This window comes from Leucobacter luti (genome assembly GCF_004217175.1).
Classification (GTDB): Bacteria; Actinomycetota; Actinomycetes; order Actinomycetales; family Microbacteriaceae; genus Leucobacter; species Leucobacter luti.
The window spans coordinates 349086-369035 of sequence record NZ_SHKI01000002.1; the positions used below are offsets into that span (position 1 = coordinate 349086).

The following is a 19950-nucleotide window of genomic DNA, read 5'->3' on the forward strand; positions in this document are numbered from 1 at the left end:
GATGTCGAGTGAACTCAACACTGTGGCGATCCTGACCGCGCCGCGGCGCGAGCGCGGCTGGCACGGCTGGCCGCTGATCAAGCAGCTGCGGCAGAGCGTTGGGCTGCAGCGCGGCATGCTGGTCGCCGGGCTCGTGCTCGTCGTGCTCTTCGCGCTCACCGCGCTCGCATCGCCCGTGCTCGCGCCATACTCGTTCTCCGCGCTCAGCGGGCCCGACGGCGACTTCGGTTCGCTCTCCGCGCCCTCCGCAGCGCATCCATTTGGCACCACGATCGCCGGCTACGACGTGCTCTCACGGGTGATCTGGGGCACGCGCACCGCGTTCCTCGTGATCCTGATCGCGGTGGTCAGCTCGATCTTCGCCGGTACGCTGCTCGGACTCGTCTCCGGGTACATCGGCGGGGCCCTCGACCGCGTGCTCGTGATGATCGCCGACGCGATCTACGCGTTCCCGTCGCTGCTGCTCGCGATCGTGCTGTCGATCGTGATCTCGGGCGGTCAGTCGAGCCTGTGGGGCGGCATCTGGGCTGCCTCACTGTCAATCACCGTCGTGTTCATCCCGCAGTACTTCCGCGTGGTGCGCTCCGAGGTGGTGCGGGTGAAGTCCGAGGCCTTCGTCGAGTCTGCCCGTGTCGTGGGAGCGAGCCGCAGCCGGATTATGTTCCGGCACGTGCTGCGTAACTCGACCCGGTCTCTGCCGCTCGTCTTCACGCTCAACGCGTCCGAGGCGATCCTCACGCTCGCGGGCCTCGGCTTCCTCGGTTTCGGTATCGAACCGAACTCCGCCGCCGAGTGGGGCTACGACCTCAACAAGGCAATCGCCGATGTGACGAACGGCGTGTGGTGGACGAGCCTCTGGCCGGGCCTGGCCATCGTGCTCGTGGTGACCGGACTCACCCTCACGGGGGAGAGCCTCAACGACCTCGCGGACCCGCGGCTGCGCAGTCGCCGCCGCGTGAAGGCCGGCAGCGGCACCGTCTCGGCAACCTCTGTCGGGACGCAGCGGGAAGGATCTGACGCATGAGCGAGACCGCACTGAACGGTCGGGGGAGCGCCGGCCACGTGCTCGAGATTCGCGACCTCGCGGTGACCTTTGCCACAGACCACGGCGCGGTGCGCGCGGTCGACGGGGTGTCGCTCGCCGTGGAGCCCGGGCGCGTGCTCGCGGTGGTGGGTGAATCCGGCTCCGGCAAGAGCGTCTCGGCGCGCACCGTGCTCGGCCTGCTGCCCGAGACCGCGATCGCCTCGGGGTCGGTGGTGCTGCGCACCCGTGACGGCGGCGAGGCGAACGACGTGCTGCACCTGTCGGGCGAGCAGCTGCGCCGCGTGCGCGGCCGGGACGTCGCAATGGTGTTCCAGGAGCCGTCGACCGCGCTGAACCCGGTATTTACGGTGGGCTGGCAGATCGCCGAGGGGCTGCGCGCCCACGGCGAGCTCTCGAAGCGGGAGGCGCGCGCACGCGCGATCGAAATGCTCGAGCGGGTGGGGATCCCCGAGCCGCACGAGCGCGTCGACTCATACCCGCACCAGCTCTCCGGCGGGCAGAAGCAGCGCGTCATGATCGCGATGGCGCTCGCCCTCAACCCCGGCCTCATCGTGGCCGACGAGCCCACCACCGCGCTCGATGTGACCGTGCAGGCCGAGATCCTCGACCTGCTGCGGCGACTGCGCGATGAGTTTGGTACCGCGATCCTGCTGATCACCCACAACATGGGGGTGGTGGCGGATCTCGCCGACGACGTGGCCGTGATGTACGAGGGCGTGGTCGTTGAGCGCGCGCCGGTGGCCGAGCTGTTCGCGAACCCGCGCGAGGACTACACGAAGCGGCTGCTCGGGTCCGTGCTGCGGCTCGGCGAGGGGCGGATCGTGGTGGCGGAGCGGCCGGGGGCTGCGGCTGGGCCCGTTGGCGCGGCCGGCGCCGTTGGCGCGGCCGAGGCCGTTGGCGTGGCCGGCGCCGTTGGCGTGGCCGAGGTCCCTGCGCCCGCGCCGATCGTCGCGGCGCGCGGCCTCGAAATCCGGTACCCGGGGCGCCTCGGCAAGCCCGGGTTCCTCGCGGTGCGCGGCATCGACTTCGAGATCGCCCCGGGCGAGATCTACGGTCTCGTGGGGGAGTCTGGCTCCGGGAAGTCGACGATCGGGCGCGCGATCGCGGGCCTCACCCCGGCGACGGGCGGTTCGCTGCAGGTGCTCGGGCACGAGATGGTCGGGTTCAGCGAGCGGCGCTTCCGATCCGCGAGGCGCGACCTCGGTTTCGTGTTCCAGGACCCGGCGTCGAGCTTCAATCCGCTGCTCACCATCGCCGAGAACGTGGCCGAGCCGCTCGTGGTGCAGCGGATTGCGCGCGATCCCGGCGCGGCCAGGGCGCGCGTCGACGAGCTGCTCGAGGCGGTGCAGCTGCCGCGCGCATACGGGGACCGATTCCCGCACGAGCTCTCGGGCGGGCAGCGGCAGCGCGCGGCGCTCGCCCGCGGGCTGGCGCTCGATCCGAAGCTGCTGATCGCCGACGAGCCGACCTCGGCGCTCGACGTGTCGGTGCAGGCGCGCGTGCTCGAACTGTTCACCGAGCTGCAGGCCGAGCTCGGCTTCGCCGCGGTGTTCATCACGCACGATCTCGCGGTGGTCGACGCCCTCGCCGATCGGGTTGGGGTGCTCACAAAGGGGGAGCTCGTGGAGAGCGGCACCGTCGATGAGGTGCTCCGCGACCCGCAGCAGCGCTACACGCAGCGGTTGCTCGCGTCGCTGCCGGTCCCGGATCCGGCGGAGCAGGCGATTCGCCGCGAGCGCGCCCGCGAGCTCCGCGAGGGGTAGCCGCCGGGCCCTGGCTGGGCGGCTGGCGCGGTCAGCGTGGCTGGCGTGGTCGGGCCCGTGTAGCGCGGCTGCCCGTCTGGCGCGGTCGGGCCCGTGTAGCGCGGCTGCGCCTAGCTGCGCCGGGTCGCCCCGGGCGGTGCCGGGCTGCGCTCAGATCCGACCCGTTGGCCCAGATCCGACCCGGTTCTTACTTGGTCTTCCGGGTCGGATCTGCGCCTGAGGGTCGGATCTGCGCTGGCGGGGTGTGGCTGCATCCCGGCCCGCCCGGCCATCCCACGCCCCGGCGCTGCCTGGGCACGGCTGTGCTCCCGGTCCGCGCCGTGTCGAGCTGCGCTCAGATCCGACCCCTTGCCACAGATCCGACCCGGTTCTCGTCGGACTGCCGAGTCGGATCTGCGCGCGAGGGGTCGGATTTGCGCGCGAGGGTCGGATCTGCGTGAAGGGGTCGGATCTGCGCCGGTGCAGCCGTGCCGCGCCGTGCCCTGCCGCGCCGCACCGAGCCCGGCCACACCTGCCCGCGCTCAGGTCCGACCCGTTAGCCCGGATCCGACCCGGTTCTCGCTGGACTGCCGGGTCGGGTCTGCGCCAACGGGTCGGATCTGCGCTAGAGGGTCGGATCTGCGCGGGGCGAGGAACCGGCCGCCCACCGCCCCGCGCCCCGCGAAGCGCTAGCGCGGGGTGGTGCGGTGCACGATCACCGCGCCCACGCAGGCGAGCACCGCGACGCCGAGCACGAACACCGCCATCGGTACGGCCGTGTGCTCGCCCCACGCACCCACGAGCGGCGAGGCGAGGCCGCCGACCGCGAACTGGCTCGCGCCGAGCAGCGCAGACCCGGATCCCTTCGCAGCCCCTGCGCGGGCAAGCGCGAGGGCGCTCGCGTTCGACATGATGAGCCCCGTGCCGCCGGTGAGCGTGAACGCGCAGGCGATGAACGAGGCGGGGGTGAGCGCCTCGCTCGTGGCGAGCACGGTGAGCCCGGTCCCGGCGAGCAGCGCGAACACCGTCCCGATGAACAGCATCCGCGTCGCCGGGACCTTGCCGGCGAGCCGCGCATTGATGAGGTTGGCGGTGATCATCGCCAGCGCGCCCGCGGCGAACGCGAGCGAGTAGACGAACGGCGACATCCCGAGGATGATCTGCCCCACGAACGGGGAGGCGGAGATGTAGGCCATCATGCCGCCGAAGCCGAGGCCGAAGACGCACATGAGCAGGAGGAAGCCGCGGTCACCGAGCAGCGCGGCAAAGTTGCGGAGGGCCGCGCGTAGTCCTGCGGCGTTGCGCCGCTCGCGGGGCAGCGACTCCGGCACGAGCACCGCGGCAAGCACGAGCATCGCTACGGCGAGCCCGGCGAGGGTGGCGAGCACCGCGCGCCAGTCGGCGACGGCGGCAATCGCGCCACCGACGGGCGGGGCGATGAGCGGGCCGAGCCCCACAAACATGGCGATGAGGCTGATCGCGCGGATCGCGGCCGCACCCTCCGTGAGATCCACGGCGATCGCGCGCGACACCACCACCCCGGCAGCGCCGGCGAAGCCCTGCAAGAAGCGCAGCCCGATGAGCACGCCGACGTTTGGCGAGAACACCATTGCCACGCTCGTCGCGGCGAAGACGCTAAGCGCGACGAGCAGGATCGGGCGGCGGCCCCACTGATCCGAGAGCGGGCCGAGGACGAGCTGCCCAGATCCGATCCCGAGCAGGAACGCGGTGAGGGTGAGCTGCACCGACGACGCGGGCGCCCCAAGGTCGGACGCGATCTGCGTGAACGACGACAAATACATGTCCGTGGCGAACGGGCCGGTCGCCGCGAGGAAGGAGAGGACTGCCAGCAGACCCGGTGTAAGCTTCGGGTGCACAGTCATTTATTGATCATATACGATTGCTGTGAGCGAATCTCCGCTGAATCCGCTAAAATAGTGCGTCGGCTTCTTCGGTGCCGCTGGGGGAGGCCCCGCGGCGCCCGGCACCCCGCCCTGTCGACGATCAGATCGTCACGTTAGGACACCACCCCTATGGCTCTCGCTACTCGCGAAGACCTCCGCAATGTTGCCATCGTCGCACACGTCGACCACGGCAAGACCACGCTCGTCGATGCCATGCTGCGTCAGACCAACTCATTCGACGCTCACGCAGACGTCGATGACCGCGTCATGGACTCGAACGATCTTGAGCGCGAAAAGGGCATCACGATCCTCGCCAAGAACACGGCGATCTCCTACGAGGGTGAGCACGCCACAAACGGCCCCATCGTCATCAACGTCGTTGATACCCCGGGCCACGCTGACTTCGGCGGCGAGGTTGAGCGTGCGCTCTCGATGGTCGACGGCGTCGTGCTGCTCGTTGACGCGTCAGAGGGTCCGCTTCCGCAGACCCGATTCGTGCTCCGCAAGGCGCTCGAAGCGAAGCACCCCGTGATCCTCGCGGTCAACAAGACTGACCGCCCCGACGCGCGTATCCCCGAGGTCGTGAGCGAAGCCCAGGACCTGCTCCTTGGGCTCGCATCGGACCTCGCTGAGGACCACCCGGATCTCGACGTCGACGCGGTGCTCGACGTTCCCGTCGTGTACCTCTCGGGTCGCGCCGGCGCGTCAAGCCTCACGGAGCCCGCAAACGGCACGCTGCCCGACGGCGACACCCTCGAGGCGCTCTTCGGTGCGATCCTCGAGCACGTCCCCGCCCCCACCTACGACGATGAGCACCCCCTGCAGGCGCACGTCACCAACCTTGACTCCTCGCCGTTCCTCGGTCGTATCGCGCTGCTGCGCGTGCACCACGGCGAGATCCGCAAGGGCGAGACGGTCGCCTGGGTGCGCCACGATGGCTCGGTCCAGAACGTGCGCATCACCGAGCTGATGCTCACCAAGGCGCTCTCGCGCTACAACGCCGAGAAGGCCGGCCCCGGCGACATCGTCGCGATCGCCGGTATCGAGGACATCACGATCGGCGAGACCATCGCCGACGCCGAGGATGTGCGCCCGCTGCCGATGATCGAGATCGACGAGCCGGCGATCTCCATGACGATCGGCGCGAACACGTCGCCGCTCGTGGGCAAGGTGAAGGGCCACAAGCTCACCGCCCGCATGATCAAGGATCGTCTTGACCGCGAGCTCGTCGGTAACGTTTCGCTCAAGGTCGTCGACGTGGGGCGTCCGGACGCGTGGGAGGTGCAGGGCCGAGGCGAGCTCGCCCTGTCGATCCTCGTCGAGAACATGCGCCGCGAGGGCTTCGAGCTCACCGTGGGCAAGCCCCAGGTGGTCACCAAGCAGGTCGACGGCAAGACGCACGAGCCCTACGAGCACCTCACGATCGACACCCCCGAGGAGCACCTCGGCGCGATCACGCAGCTCCTCGCGTCTCGCAAGGGCCGCATGGAGAACATGGTGAACAACGGCACCGGCTGGGTGCGCATGGAGTTCATCGTCCCGTCGCGCGGCCTGATCGGCTTCCGCTCGGAGTTCATGACCACCACCCGCGGCACCGGTATCGCCAACGCGATCTCGCACGGCTACGACGCGTGGGCCGGCCCGATCGTGACCCGCAACAACGGCTCGATCGTCGCGGACCGCACCGGCGTGGTCACCCCGTTCTCGATGATCAACCTGCAGGAGCGGATGACGTTCTTCGTCCAGCCCACGCAGGAGGTCTACGAGGGCATGGTCATCGGTGAGAACTCGCGCTCCGAGGACATGGACGTGAACATCACGAAGGAAAAGAAGCTCACGAACATGCGTGCCGCGAGCTCCGATTCGTTCGAGTCGATGACGCCGCCGCGCCAGCTCTCCCTCGAGGAGTCGCTTGAGTTCGCCCGCGAGGACGAGTGCGTCGAGGTGACCCCGGAGGCCGTGCGCATCCGCAAGGTCGTGCTCGAGGCAAACGCGCGCGCCCGCAGCGCATCGCGCGTGAAGAACCAGGGCAAGTAACCCCGGCCGCTTCCGCGGTACGCAGCGCCTCATCCCCGATTGGGGGTGGGGCGCTGCGTCGTTCGGGCGTAGGATCGCGACATGGCACTCATGTACGACACCACGATGTCCCCGTCAAAGCTCGAGCTGCTCGCCGCGTGGCTGCCCACGCGGCCGTGGTTTCGGGGCGACGCCAGCGCGCTGAGCAAGGTCGCCTCGTATCGGCTCGATGACCCGGAGGGCGAGGTGGGGATCGAGGGGCACCTCGTCACGGCCGGCGACGACACGATTTACCACGCCGTGCTCACGTACCGCGGCGCGGCGATCGCCGACGGCGAGGAGTTCCTCGTGGGCACCTCCGCGCACGGCGTGCTCGGCACGCGCTGGATCAGCGATGGCGCCGGCGACCCGGTGTGCCGCACCGTGCTCGCCGAGACCATGGCGCACGGCCGCACCGAGGCGGAGGAGTTCGTGCACTCAGACGCGGGGGAGCCTGTGCCGCTGCGGCCGCGCAGTCAGCTCCGCGGCTCCGGACAGCCGGATCGCCCGGTCCCGGAGATGTGGGCGGCCTCTGTGTCCGAGCTTGGCGGGGTGACGATCGCCGACACTGGATTCGCCACGCTGCGGATCCGGCACGTGCTCGACGCCGCGGCGCTCGCCGGCGGCGGCGCGGAAGCGCTCGCGGTCTCCGACGCCGAGATCGGGGACGGGCCCGACGCGTACGCGCTCCGCATCACCTGGCCCGGGCAGGAAATCCCGGTCACGATCGCCACGCTCACCACGGTCGCCCCCGACTAGGTGGATCCGACCCGCCCGGAATCTCGCGACGGGCGGCCCCGATTTCCAAGTTTGGCCCCCGACCCGGTACAGTAGTCCTTGCGTGAAAGCGCAAAATCGGGATGTGGCGCAGCTTGGTAGCGCACGTCGTTCGGGACGACGGGGTCGCAGGTTCAAATCCTGTCATCCCGACAAAATGACCCGGAACTCCCGCAGGAAACTGCGCGAGTTCCGGGTCTTTCTTGTTGGTGGTTGCGGCCGCCCGCGCGGGGTGCCGGAGGCGCGAGTCCCCGCGACTCCGCGCAGACCCGTTCCCTCGACTCCGCGCAGACCCGATCCGGCGGCGGGCGTGACCCGGTCCGCCTCGGTGGACAACTGGTGATTTTGCACGAAGGCCATTTATTGGTGCTATATTCGGGCGAGCTGCCCCGACTCGTAAAGGACCACGATGACCGCACCGCACCGCGCCGCACGCGCCCGGCCCGTCGGAGGGCTCGCGGTCACCGCGTTCCTGGCCGGCCTCGTGAGCGCGATCCTCATTGCGCTCGTGTTCTTTACGTTTGGCGGCGCGTGGCCCCTCGTGCTGAGCGCGTTGGTCGGCGCCGTGGGGCTTGCGGCGGGAGTCCTCGCATTCCGGCGCGGTCAGTCGCGCGTGCTCGCAATCATCGGCATCGTCGCCGGAAGCCTCTCGCTGCTGTTTTCGCTCGGGGTGCTCGCCTTCGCGTTCGTATTCGTCGGAGCGATGCAGTAGCTTCCCCCCGGAGCCCGGAGCCCGGAGCCCGGAGCCCGGAGCCCGGAGCCCGGAGCCCGGAGCCCGAAGCCCGAAGCCCGAAGCCCGACCCACGGCGTGCGGCCCGAGCGGGACGGTGCGACGCCCGACCCGCGGCGTGCGGATCAGACAGGCCACGCACCAGGGCCCCGGACCCGCAGTGAGCTGCGGGGCCGGGGCCCTGGTGCTGCGCGCTGCCGCACGGGAGCGCGGCGCGGCTACGGCGCGACCTCCGCGAGGGCCGGCTGCTGGGGCCGCTGGCGGCTCGGCGCCGCCGGGGCGGCGGAGCTCGCCCGCGACTTGAATGAGCGCAGCCGCAGGCTGTTCGACACGACGAACACGCTTGAGAGCGCCATGGCGGCGCCCGCGAGCATCGGGTTGAGGAGCCCGAACGCGGCGAGCGGGATCGCCGCCGTGTTGTAGGCGAATGCCCAAAACAGGTTCGTCTTGATCGTGCTGAGCGTGCGGCGGGAGAGCCGGATCGCGTCTGCCGCGGCGCGGAGGTCGCCGCGCACGAGCGTGATGTCGGCTGCGGCGATCGCGACGTCGGTGCCGGTGCCCATGGCGAGGCCCAGGTCCGCCTGCGCGAGCGCCGGGGCGTCGTTGACGCCGTCGCCGACCATTGCCACGACCTTGCCGTCGCGCTGCAGCGCGGCCACCACGTCGACCTTGTCCTGGGGGAGCACCTCCGCGTAGACCCGCGTGATCCCCACCTCGGCGGCGACATGCTCGGCAACGGTCCGGTTGTCTCCCGTGAGGAGCACCGGGGTGAGGCCGAGCTCGATGAACTGGCTGATCGCTTCCGCGCTCGTCGCCTTGATCTGGTCGGAGACCACCAGCACGCCGCGCGCCTCGCCGTCCCAGCCGACCGCGATCGCGGTCTTGCCTGCCGACTCGGCGGCGCGCTTTGCCTCGGCGAGGGCGTCGTCGAGCGTCAGCGACCACTCCGCGAGCAGCGAGTCCCGTCCGGCGAGCACCGCGTGGCCGTCGACTACGCCCTGCACGCCCTGTCCCGCAATGTTCGCGAACGACTCGGGCACGGGGAGGTCACCGACCTCGGCGGTGGCCCCCTTCGCGATCGCCTGCGCAATCGGGTGCTCGGAGGCGTCTTCGAGCCCGCCCGCCAGGCGCAGCAGTTGCGCGCGGTCGACGCCCGCCGCGGGGATCACGTCGGTGAGGGTCATCTTGCCCGTGGTGACCGTGCCGGTCTTGTCGAGCACGATTGTGTCGACCTTGCGCGTCGACTCGAGTACCTCAGGTCCCTTGATGAGCACGCCCATCTGAGCGCCGCGCCCGGTCCCGACGAGCAGGGCCGTGGGGGTGGCGAGTCCCAGTGCACAGGGGCACGCGATGATCAGCACCGCAACGGCGGCGGTGAACCCGGCGCTGAGCGGGAAGCCCGCGCCGATCCAGGCGCCGAGCGTTGCGACGGCGATCGCGATGGCGATCGGCACGAACACGCCGGAAACGCGATCGGCAAGTCGCTGCACGTCGGCTTTGCCCGACTGCGCGTCCTCGACCAGCTTCGCCATCTGCGCCAGCTGGGTGTCCGAGCCGATCCGCTCGGCGCGCACCACGATCCGGCCGCCGGCGTTCACCGTCGCTCCCGTGACCGCGTCGCCGACGGTGACCTCGACCGGCACCGACTCTCCGGTCAGCATCGACGCGTCGATCGCTGAGCTGCCGGAGACGATCACGCCGTCCGTGGCGATCTTCTCACCGGGGCGCACCACGAACTCATCACCCACCGTGAGGTCGTCGATGGAGATGCGGGTCTCCACCCCGTCGCGGAGCACCGCGACCTCCTTTGCGCCGAGCTCAAGCAGCGCGCGCAGTGCTGCGCCGGCCTGACGCTTCGAGCGCTTCTCGAAGTAGCGCCCCATCAGGATGAATGTGATTACTCCCGCGGCGACCTCGAGGTAGATGTTGCTGAGCCCGTCGGTGCGCGAGACGGTGAACTCGAACGCGTGTCGCATGCCGCGATCCCCGGCCGTACCGAAGAACAGGGCGACGATAGACCAGAGCAGTGCGGCGAGCGTGCCGATGGAGATCAGGGTGTCCATCGTTGCGGAGCCGTGCTTGAGGTTGACCCAGGCGGCCTTGTGGAACGGCCAGCCGGCCCACACGACCACTGGCGCGGCGAGCGCGAGCGAGGCAAACCCCCAGTAGTCGAACTGGAGCGCTGGGATCATCGCCATCGCGATCACGGGGACCGCGAGCGCTGCCGCGCCGATGAGTCGGTGCCGCAGCGAGCGCAGCTCGGCGTCCTCGGGGGACTCGCCGTCCGCCTCTGCAGCCCCCTTGGGGGGCGCGGGAAGCGCCGCGGAGTACCCGGTCTTTTCGACCTCCTCGATGAGGAGCTGTGGATCGACGCCCGCGGGGGCCGTGACGGTCGCCTTCTCGGTCGCGTAGTTGACGCTCGCGGTGACCCCGTCGAGTTTGTTGAGCTTGCGCTCGATCCGGTTGGCGCACGAGGCGCACGTCATGCCGCCGATCAGCAGCTCGACGTGGTTCTCTCGGGACTGGGGGGCACTAGTCGTGCTCACGTGCCTGGCCTTCCTGGTGAGTGGTGCTCGATCCCGCGTGAGACGCGGCGTCTGCCGTGCCGGTGGCCTCGACCACGACGGGCACGGTGTGGACCTCGCCGGCCGCCTGGAAGTCGAGGTAGAGCAGGTAGGTGCCCGGAGTCGGCGCCGTGACCTCGAAGACGATGTCGGGGCCGGAGGTGTCGCCGGGCTTCGGGGCTGCACCGTGCGGGTGGACGTGCAGGTAGGCGAGGTCGCCGTCGCGGAGCGCAACCAGGTGGCCGAACGCCCCCAGGTACGGCTCGAGCCCGGTGACCGGGGCACCACCGCGCGTCACGGTGAAGGTGAGCTCGGTGGGCGTGCCGGCGAGGAGATCGCCGCGCACCGCGACGTCGTACGCGTCGACCGTAGCCTCGCTTGACAGGGTCGCGGGTTGCGGCTCAAATGGGCCGGCAACCTGCACCATCGTCGACAGCGTGAGCGGCTCCCCGGTGGCGGCCGGGATGAAGTCTGCGTAGACACGGTAACTGCCCGCAGCGTCCCACTCCCATGGCAGTGACCAGGTGCCGTCCGCCGCCATGGTGGGGTGCGCGTGGCGGAAGCGCTGGCCGTCGCCGCGGGCCACGATGAGGTGGAGCTTCTGCTCGTGCTCGACGACGAAGTCGGTCACGGGGGAGCCGTCGGGGCCGGTCACGGAGAGGCTGAGCGTTCCGGCGACCCCGGGCTCGGTGGGCGCCGTCACGTGAGCGAGCTGGAAGCCGTCCTGCGCGATGGTGAGGCCGAAGCCGGGTGCCTCGGTCGCTGCGTCGTGGGCGTCGGAAGTTGCGGAGATGGGTGAAGTCATGTCGGTTCCTCCTGTGTGAGTGGGGGCAGGATCACTGATCCAATCCTGCACGCTCTGCTCGGGGACCACCAGGTGTGCGGTGAGCGCTGCCGCGCCGAAGACGACGGCGAGCCCTGCTCCATACAGTCCGAGCTTGAGTGGAGCGCGCATCAGCGACGCATTCCTGCGGCTGCGGCGGCCCGGTCGTGCGCCCGGGTGCGTTCCGGGGATGCGCGTCCGGCACCCTGGTCTTGGCTCGTGCTCATCGTGGCGTCCTTTCAATTGACACTCTGAAGCTATACCCCCCAGGGGTATAAGTCAAGCGCGACCCCGGCGATGGCTGGCGTTCGTGATCCCTTGTGTGGCCTGGTGAAAGATACCCCTCTAGGGTATCCTGTATCTGTCGGGGTCGCAGCGCGTCAGGGCCCGCGGCCCCGCACAGGCCACCGGCACCGTCACTCACGTTCGGAGAACACCATGAGCACCACTGAGGTCATCACCGCAGCGCCCGTCAGCATCGTCGACGAGGCGGTTGCTGCCGCGCCGCTCGGGGCTGAGGAGGTCGCGGCTCCCGAGGCTGCCGCGGGTGCGGACACCGCGACCGTGTGTGACCACGGCTCCCACGGCTACCTCTCCGACAAGAGCAAGTACCTGGCGCGGCTCAAGCGGATCGAGGGGCAGGCGCGCGGTATCCACCGCATGGTCGAGGAGGAGCAGTACTGCATCGACATCCTCACGCAGGTATCGGCGATCACGAGCGCACTGCAGGGTGTGGCGCTCGGGCTGCTCGAGGATCACCTGCGGCACTGCGTCACCGATGCCGCCCGAGTGGGTGGCCAGGTTGCCGAGGACAAGATCGCGGAGGCGACGCGGGCCATTGCGCGCCTCGTGCGATAGCCCGTGATTGGGTGAGTGGGGCGGGGTACCGGATCGGCGCCCCGCCCTGTTGGTGAGTTCGTCGGCCGCGTCGCCCGGTCCGTCCCCGTCGCCGCGCTCCGCGCCCGACGGGGCTCCCGGATTGGCCCTCAGGCCTCGAGTGCGATAGGTATTGGGAGGGCGAACCCGCCTATCCAGCCGTCGAAGGGACGCACACATCACCCCCGGACTCATTCCCGCCACCGTCACGCGCGGGCGCACCGAACCACCGGCACGCTCACGCTCCCCGCGATTCACAGCGCGCCGATCCCTGCGCTCAACCGGGTACTCCCGGCTCCTCATCCCCGTCTGCTGCATCCCCACTTAGCGTGTTTTCTTTCACTACGGTTCTCCGGCATCGTCGCCGACAATCCGCACTCTGAAAGGAAAACGCAATGGAAGAGCTCCAGCAGCTCTCGGGCCCGGTCGTCCTGGGCCTGTTCATCCTGTTCTTTGGCGCAAGCCTCATTATCTCGCTCCGGATCAGCCGGAAACGCGAGAACGCCGACGGCTACATGACCGGCGGCGGGCGCATCGGATTCGGCATCTCCGCCGCCTCCATGACCGCCACCTGGATCTGGGCCGCCTCAATGTACGCCTCGGCAACCTCCGGGTTCCAGTACGGCCTCTCCGGCCCGATCCACTACGGGCTCTGGGGTGCACTCATGATCCTGCTGATCTACCCGTTCGGGCGCCGGATCAGGCAGGTCGCGCCTCGCGCGCACACCATCGCCGAGGTGATGTTCGCGCGGCACGGCCGCTCGAGCCAGCTCATGCTCGCCGGGTCAAACGTGCTGGGCAGCGTCATTAGCCTCACGTCGAACCTCATCGCCGGGGGCGCGCTGATCGACATGCTCTCCCCGTTCACGTTCACGCAGGGAGTGATCGCGATCGGCGCCGGCGTGCTGCTCTACACGCTCTGGGCGGGGTTCCGCGCCTCGGTGCTCACCGACTTCGTGCAGGTCGTGTTCATGCTCGGCGCCGTCGTGATCATCATCCCGGTCGTGTTCTTCGCGGCGGGCGGCCCAGAGCTGTTCGAGACCGGCGCGCACCGCCTCACCCCGCAGCAGGGCGACTTCTTCTCGTCCGACGCATTCTTCAACCAGGGTGCGCCCTACATTGCTGCGGTGCTCGCCTACGCGATCGGGAATCAGACCATCGCGCAGCGGCTGTTCGCGGTGCGCGAGGACCTGATCAAGAAGACGTTCGTCACCGCGACGGTCGGCTACGGTGCCACGATTATCGGCATCGGCATGCTCGGCGTGATCGCGCTGTACGCGGGGATCGAGCCGGCCGGCGGCGACGTGAACAACCTGATCCCGCAGCTCGCGGCGACGTACCTGCCGCCCGCGCTGCTCGCGCTGTTCTTCATCATGATCATCGGCTCGCTGTCGTCGACGGCGGATGCGGATCTCACCGCCCTCGCCTCGATCGTGATGGCGGACATCTACGGCCAGAACGTTGCGGGTAAGGGGCGGGCGAACCCGCGCACGATGGTGCTGATCGGGCGGATTACGATGATCGTCGCGATCACGGCCGGGGTGTTCTTCGCCGGATCGCAGCTCAACATCCTCGACCTGCTGGTGTTTGTTGGCGCGCTCTGGGGCGCGCTCGTCTTCCCAGTGATCGCGAGCTTCTACTGGGATCGGGTGACGAACGCGGCGTTCAGCGTCGCCGTCGTCGCCGCGCTCGCCGCGTTCCTCCCGGTGCGCTTCGAGTGGATCAGTCTCGACGGGGGAGTCGGCCTCGTGAGCGACGTGCTCGCCACGATCGGAATCGGCGTGGTGCTTGGCCTCATGGCCTTCGGGTTCTTTGGCAAGCGCGTCGCCTTCGTGGTCGCTGCGGTGTCAACGCTCGCCGCGGCGCCGTTTGCGATCGGCTTCCTGCACCAGTACCCGGTGCTCTCGGGCTCGCTCGTTGCATACGCGGTGAGCACGCTCGTGTGCGTGGCGATCACGCTCGCGTCGCGCCAACCTCGCTTTGACTTCGCGCTCATCTCGGAGCGCACGGGAGACTTCGACCCCGTGGATGAGCTACCGGCCGTGGAACTTGAAAGGAACCCCGCATGAATCTGAGTACGATCCTGCTGACCGTGTACGTTCTCGTGTGGCCCGTGATTGTGGCGGGCACACTCACCGTGATCGTCAGGGCGTTCTTCGCCGACTGGCGGCAGGCGCGGCGTGAGGGGCGCCCAATTATCTAGGGGTGTGCCGGGGCGGGCAATGCCCGCCCCGGAGCCCGCGCGGCTAGCCCCGCGGGCTCCGCTAGCCGACCCGGTGCTCGTGCACGGCCGAGCTGAGCGACGCGCCGTTCAGGTCGACGTAGAGCTGCCCCTCGGTGAGCGACACCGTCATGGTGTTGCGGCGCTCAAGTGGGGCGACCACGGTGTCGATAAATCCGGGATCGAACGATCGCACCACGATGTTCTCCGCCTCGTGGATCGTCTTGCCCTCCCACGAGGTGAGCAGCTTTGCCGCGTCGCGGTGGGTGTACACGGCGGTGCGGTCTGCGAGCTTGCTGCCGTGGTGGAGGCGTGCCGCATCAGGGGCGCCGATCTCGATCCACGCGGTGATGTGCCCCGTGAGGTCCCGCACCAGCACCGCGGGTTCGTCGGTTGAGGAGACGCCGGCGCTGAACGCGATGCCCTCCTCGTACTCCAGGCAGTAGGCGAGGACCCGGGTGACCATGTATGCCGCGGTCTCAGACGGGTGGCGGGCGACGCGCAACTGCAGTTCGTCGTACACCCCGCGGTCCACGTCTGCCAGCTGGATCTCGAACGTGTGAATCGTCGCGCCTAGTGCCATGTTCACTGAGCCTAGCGGGCGCGGCGGGAGCTAGTGGCCGGGCTGCGCCCAGTCTTCGCCGCTGACGTCGATCTCCGCGGCCATATCGCGCAGGAACCGCGTCACGACCTCGCGCTCTTCGGATGAGAGCCGGGCCGCGGCGTGGAAGCGCTTCGCCTGCTGCACGCCGACGGTGCGGTACGCGGCCTCGCGCGTCTCTGGGGTGACGGTGATCGCGAAGGCGCGCCGGTCACTGGGGTGGATCGCGCGCACCACGTGGCCGCCGCGCTCAAGCCGATCGAGCAGCTTGGTGGTTGAGGGGGTGGTGATCCGCAGGTGCGCCGCGATGGCGCCCGGCGTCGCAACGCGGCCCTCGTTTTCCGCGACGATGAGGAAGTGGAGCGCACGCATGTCGGTGCGGCCGAGCTTCATATAGGCGAGGGATGCCTCGGACAGTCGGTCCTCCGACTCGCGCAGCGCGCCGAGAGCCGACATCACAGCTCCGATCTCGCCGAGCGCTGCGGGGTCGAGGCCAGCGCGGTCGACGAGCCGGCCGTCAGGGTCATTGCTCTCGACATCGTAGATCCCGTCCGCGGTGGGGTGCGGTTCTGCATTGGGCGACGTCATGATGTTATATTAGCCTGCAATAGATGTAAGCTTTAGGATATTAATTAACCAGGCTAGATAAATGGGGGACGCGCCATGACCGCGAATCACGCAGGACGACCTCGGCGGAAGTGGCTGCGGATACTGCTGCCCGCCGTGCTCATCATCGGGTGGGTCGCGGTGAGCGGGATCGGTGGGCCCTACTTCGGCAAGGTGAGCGAGGTGTCGTCGAACGACCAGACCACCTACCTGCCCACCTCGGCCGACGCCACGCAGGTGCAGCAGCGCCTCGGCGACTTTAACGACTCTGAAGACATCCCGGCCGTCGTGGTCGTCGCGAGCGACTCGGAACTCACCGAGTCGGAGCTCACCGCGCTCTCTGACGCGGTGACCGCGCTCCCGGACACGGTTCCGGGGGTGTCAGATGAACTCTCGCCCCTGATCCCGTCCGAGGACGGGAAGGCCGCCCAGGCCTTTGTGCCGCTCGACAGCGGGGAAGGGCTGCGCGACACGGTCGCGGCCGTGGGCGATGAGCTGCGCGCGAGTGCGCCGGACGGAGTCAGCGTCTACGTCACCGGCCCCGCGGGGTTCACCGCGGATCTCGTCAACGGCTTCTCGGGCATCGACGGGATCCTGCTGGGCGTCGCGCTGCTCGCGGTGTTCATCATCCTGATCATCGTCTACCGCTCGCTACTCTTGCCGGTCGCCGTGCTCTCAACGAGCGTGATCGCGCTCACGGCGGCGCTGCTGCTGAACTGGTGGCTCGCGAAGTGGGGGCTGCTCATGCTCTCGGGGCAAACCCAGGGCATCCTCTTCATCCTCGTGATCGGTGCCGCAACCGACTACTCGCTGCTGTACGTGTCCCGCTACCGCGAGGAACTGCGCCTGGTCCAGGATCGCGGGGCCGCCACCATGCGCGCGCTCAAGGGATCGATCGAGCCGATCCTCGCCTCCGGTGGCACGGTCATCGCTGGTCTGCTCTGCCTGCTGCTCTCGGACCTCAAATCGAACAGCTCCCTCGGGCCGATCGCTGCGATCGGCATCGTGTTCTCGATGCTCGCCGCGCTCACGCTGCTCCCGGCGATCCTCTTCGCTTTTGGCCGCGCGGCGTTCTGGCCCAAGCGGCCAAAGTTTGAGCCTGAGGTTGTCGCGGCCGAGCACGGCATCCACGGCGGCGTGTGGGCAAAGCTCGCCGGCTGGATCAAGCGTCGGCACCGGCCCATCTGGATCGTGACCGCGGTGCTGCTCGCGGTTGGCGTGGTGGGCGCCAGCCAGCTCGACGCGACCGGCGTGCCGCAGTCTGACCTCGTGCTCGGGACCTCCGAGGCGCGCGACGGGCAGCAGGCGCTCGGCGAGCACTTCCCGGGCGGATCCGGAAGCCCCGTGACCGTGATCGCCCCCGAGTCGAAGCTCCAGGAGGCCGCGGATGTGCTGCTCGGCTCGTCCGGGATCGATGGGGTGACGGTCGCCGCGAGCGACGCCCCGAGCGGCACGCTGCCGGTCACGTCCGACGGCGTTGGCGTGCCCGCCGGCCCGCCCGCCGGTGCTCCGGGCGCCGCAACCGCGCCGATCGAACCGACCGTCGCGAGCGGCGACGTGCTGCTCCAGGGCACGCTCACCGCCGCGGCCGACTCGGACGCCGCGGCTGACACGGTGCGCGAACTGCGCGCCGAGCTCGAGACCGCGGCGCCCGGCGCCATCGTGGGCGGCGTCACGGCGACCGCGATCGACACGAACGACGCTTCGATCCACGATCGCACGCTGATCATCCCGATCGTGCTCCTCGTGATCACGCTCATTCTCATGCTCCTGCTGCGCTCAATCCTTGCCCCGCTCCTGCTCGTGGCCACCACGGTGCTGTCGTTTGGCACCGCGCTGGGCGTGGCGGGCTGGATGTTCACGCACGTGTTCAACTTCCCCGGTGTGGACCCCGCGGTGCCGCTCTACAGCTTCGTGTTCCTCGTGGCACTCGGGATCGACTACAACATCTTCCTGATGACACGGGTGCGTGAGGAGTCACTGCGGCACGGGACGCGCGAGGGGATTCTGCGCGGGCTCTCGATCACGGGCGGCGTGATCACCTCTGCCGGTATGGTGCTTGCGGCGACGTTCGCTGCACTGTCGGTGATCCCGATCCTCTTCCTCGTGCAGATCGCGTTCATCGTGGCGTTCGGTGTGCTGCTCGACACGTTCATCGTTCGCTCGCTCCTCGTGCCAGCGCTGAGCTATGACATCGGGCGGAAGATTTGGTGGCCGTCGAAGCTGGGGCGCGGGGCGGCGTAACCCGAACTGGCTCGGATCTGGGGAAACTCTTGGTCCATTGAAGATCCATGTTCTTGGATCTTGAGGCAGACCAAGACCGGCTGACATGGTGGACGGCATGACCACCACATCAGCACCCCAGGCCCCAGATTCGACCCAGACCGGCTCGCCGCTCGTAAAGCGCGGGCTCGCCGACATGCTCAAGGGCGGGGTGATCATGGACGTGGTCACCCCCGAGCAGGCGCGCATCGCGGAGGACGCCGGCGCGGTCGCCGTAATGGCGCTCGAACGCGTACCGGCGGACATCCGTGCGCAGGGCGGGGTGGCGCGCATGAGCGACCCGGATCTGATCACGGGGATCCAGGCTGCAGTCTCGATCCCCGTCATGGCGAAGGCGCGGATCGGTCACTTCGTCGAGGCCCAGGTGCTCGAGGCGCTCGACGTCGACTACATCGACGAGTCAGAGGTGCTGAGCCCCGCCGACTACGTCAACCACATCGATAAGCGCGGCTTCACCGTGCCGTTCGTGTGCGGCGCAACGAACCTGGGGGAGGCGCTGCGCCGCATCGCCGAGGGGGCCGCGATGATCCGCTCGAAGGGCGAAGCGGGCACGGGCGACGTGTCCGAAGCCACCAAGCACATCCGCACCATCCGTGGCGAGATCGCGCGCCTGCGCGGCCTTGCGCCCGACGAGCTCTACGTCGCGGCGAAGGAGCTGCGGGCGCCGCTCGATCTCGTGACCGAGGTGGCGCAGCGCAGCGCGCTTCCAGTGGTCCTGTTCACCGCCGGCGGAATCGCGACCCCCGCTGATGCGGCGCTTATGATGCAGCTCGGCGCCGACGGCGTGTTCGTGGGGTCCGGCATCTTCACGTCGGGCGAGCCAGCCAAGCGGGCCGCGGCGATCGTCGCGGCCACCGCGCAGTTCGAAGACCCGGCCGCGGTTGCGGCCGCGTCACGCGGGCTCGGCCCCGCGATGGTGGGGATCAGCGTGTCAGACCTCCCCGCGCCGCACCGCCTCGCCGAGCGCGGCTGGTGAGTGCCGCGCCCACCGTCGGCGTGCTCGCGCTGCAGGGCGGGGTCGCCGAGCACGCGGCGATGCTCGAGGGACTGGGCGCGCGCGTGGTGCGCGTGCGCCGCCCGGCCCAGCTCCGCGGCCCAGACGGCCCGCGGCTCGACGCGCTCGTGCTGCCCGGCGGCGAGTCGAGCGTGATCGACCGGCTCCTCCGGCGCACGGGCCTCGCGGAGCCGCTCGGCGAGCTGATCCGGGGCGGCACGCCAACGCTCGGCACCTGCGCGGGGCTGATCCTCCTCGCCGCGCGCCTGCGCGACGCGGCACCCGGCCAGCGCACGCTCGGCGGCCTCGACGTGACCGTGCGCCGCAACGCGCTCGGGCGGCAGCTCGCCTCCTGTGAGGCCGCCTTCGCCGTGTGCGGCCTGGGGCCGGTGCGCGGCGCCCTGATCCGAGCCCCCGAGATCGTTGCCGTGGGGCCGGCCGCCCGCGTGGTGACCCGGTTCGACGGGAGAATCCTCGGGGTTACGAGCGCGCCGGTCGGACCGGAGGCCGGGGCGGAGCCAGCTGTGCGCGCGGGGCGCGGAGGCGGCGCCGGCAGCGGCCTCGGCACCGTCACCGGGATCGCGTTTCACCCCGAGCTGAGCGGTGATCCGACCCTGCACCGCGCGCTCCTCGCGCAGTGCTGAGAGGGGCCCGGCGGCGGGAACCTGCGCTTGGCCGCGCTAGCCGGATTTCGGCTGCGCGATCCTAACCGGAGCTCGGCTGCGTGGC

16 protein-coding genes and 1 tRNA gene are annotated in these 19950 nt (G+C 69.6%); 12 read left to right on the top strand and 5 right to left on the bottom strand.

What is annotated here, in order from left to right:
• Position 1: 1 nt before the first annotated feature.
• Positions 2–1024 (top strand): ABC transporter permease, encoded by a 1023-nt coding sequence (locus tag EV139_RS01485; protein ID WP_130452543.1) that lies wholly within the window; start codon positions 2–4, stop codon positions 1022–1024.
• A complete protein-coding gene (locus EV139_RS01490; RefSeq protein WP_130452544.1) occupies positions 1021–2808 on the top strand; it encodes a dipeptide ABC transporter ATP-binding protein in 1788 nt (595 codons plus the stop codon). Before EV139_RS01485 ends, EV139_RS01490 begins: the two co-directional genes overlap by 4 nt.
• A gap of 668 nt (positions 2809–3476) precedes the next feature.
• On the opposite strand, the gene EV139_RS01495 is transcribed toward EV139_RS01490, so the two are convergent.
• Complete coding sequence (locus tag EV139_RS01495; protein WP_130452545.1) at positions 3477–4670, bottom strand: multidrug effflux MFS transporter; 1194 nt, start codon at positions 4668–4670, stop codon at positions 3477–3479.
• 150 nt (positions 4671–4820) lie between these two features.
• Here EV139_RS01495 and typA point away from each other — a divergent pair, with 150 nt between their 5' ends.
• The 4 genes from typA to EV139_RS15790 all read left to right on the top strand — a co-directional run bounded on the left by typA (position 4821) and on the right by EV139_RS15790 (position 8235).
• Entirely contained in the window at positions 4821–6728 is a 1908-nt protein-coding gene (typA, locus tag EV139_RS01500; protein ID WP_130452546.1) for a translational GTPase TypA, read from the top strand.
• A gap of 81 nt (positions 6729–6809) precedes the next feature.
• The gene (locus tag EV139_RS01505; RefSeq protein ID WP_130452547.1) at positions 6810–7505 is read left to right on the top strand and encodes a maltokinase N-terminal cap-like domain-containing protein; all 696 of its coding nucleotides are present in this window, start codon (positions 6810–6812) and stop codon (positions 7503–7505) included.
• A gap of 97 nt (positions 7506–7602) precedes the next feature.
• Positions 7603–7676: transfer RNA gene (locus EV139_RS01510), tRNA-Pro, on the top strand.
• Positions 7677–7932: 256 nt separating this feature from the next.
• Positions 7933–8235: a hypothetical protein gene (locus EV139_RS15790; protein WP_157992963.1), complete on the top strand. Its 303-nt coding sequence runs from the start codon at positions 7933–7935 to the stop codon at positions 8233–8235.
• A gap of 236 nt (positions 8236–8471) precedes the next feature.
• Here the strand turns inward: EV139_RS15790 and EV139_RS01520 are convergent, their stop codons facing one another.
• Positions 8472–10739: a heavy metal translocating P-type ATPase gene (locus tag EV139_RS01520; RefSeq protein ID WP_130452868.1), complete on the bottom strand. Its 2268-nt coding sequence runs from the start codon at positions 10737–10739 to the stop codon at positions 8472–8474.
• Positions 10740–10785: 46 nt separating this feature from the next.
• The gene (locus EV139_RS01525; RefSeq protein WP_130452549.1) at positions 10786–11772 is read right to left on the bottom strand and encodes a heavy-metal-associated domain-containing protein; all 987 of its coding nucleotides are present in this window, start codon (positions 11770–11772) and stop codon (positions 10786–10788) included.
• Between the two features lie 306 nt (positions 11773–12078).
• Between EV139_RS01525 and EV139_RS01530 the strand changes: the two genes are divergently transcribed.
• From EV139_RS01530 to EV139_RS15930, 3 genes are all read left to right on the top strand, one after another.
• On the top strand, positions 12079–12498 hold the full coding sequence (locus tag EV139_RS01530; protein ID WP_130452550.1) for a metal-sensitive transcriptional regulator: 420 nt from the start codon (positions 12079–12081) through the stop codon (positions 12496–12498).
• A 413-nt stretch (positions 12499–12911) separates the two neighbouring features.
• Positions 12912–14585 carry a sodium:solute symporter family protein gene (locus EV139_RS01535; protein ID WP_130452551.1) on the top strand — a complete coding sequence of 558 codons (1674 nt, stop codon included), beginning with the start codon at positions 12912–12914 and terminating at the stop codon, positions 14583–14585.
• The gene (locus tag EV139_RS15930; RefSeq protein WP_198677406.1) at positions 14582–14719 is read left to right on the top strand and encodes a putative transporter small subunit; all 138 of its coding nucleotides are present in this window, start codon (positions 14582–14584) and stop codon (positions 14717–14719) included. Before EV139_RS01535 ends, EV139_RS15930 begins: the two co-directional genes overlap by 4 nt.
• A gap of 61 nt (positions 14720–14780) precedes the next feature.
• Here the strand turns inward: EV139_RS15930 and EV139_RS01540 are convergent, their stop codons facing one another.
• Positions 14781–15320 (bottom strand): YaeQ family protein, encoded by a 540-nt coding sequence (locus tag EV139_RS01540; RefSeq protein ID WP_130452552.1) that lies wholly within the window; start codon positions 15318–15320, stop codon positions 14781–14783.
• Between the two features lie 30 nt (positions 15321–15350).
• Entirely contained in the window at positions 15351–15926 is a 576-nt protein-coding gene (locus EV139_RS01545) for a MarR family winged helix-turn-helix transcriptional regulator (protein ID WP_130452553.1), read from the bottom strand.
• Between the two features lie 75 nt (positions 15927–16001).
• Between EV139_RS01545 and EV139_RS01550 the strand changes: the two genes are divergently transcribed.
• From EV139_RS01550 to pdxT, 3 genes are all read left to right on the top strand, one after another.
• Positions 16002–18188: an MMPL family transporter gene (locus tag EV139_RS01550; protein ID WP_130452554.1), complete on the top strand. Its 2187-nt coding sequence runs from the start codon at positions 16002–16004 to the stop codon at positions 18186–18188.
• A 97-nt stretch (positions 18189–18285) separates the two neighbouring features.
• Entirely contained in the window at positions 18286–19203 is a 918-nt protein-coding gene (pdxS, locus tag EV139_RS01555; protein ID WP_130452555.1) for a pyridoxal 5'-phosphate synthase lyase subunit PdxS, read from the top strand.
• Complete coding sequence (gene pdxT / locus EV139_RS01560; RefSeq protein WP_241988936.1) at positions 19200–19865, top strand: pyridoxal 5'-phosphate synthase glutaminase subunit PdxT; 666 nt, start codon at positions 19200–19202, stop codon at positions 19863–19865. The genes pdxS and pdxT overlap by 4 nt, the downstream gene beginning before the upstream one ends.
• The last annotated feature ends 85 nt before the right edge of the window (positions 19866–19950 follow it).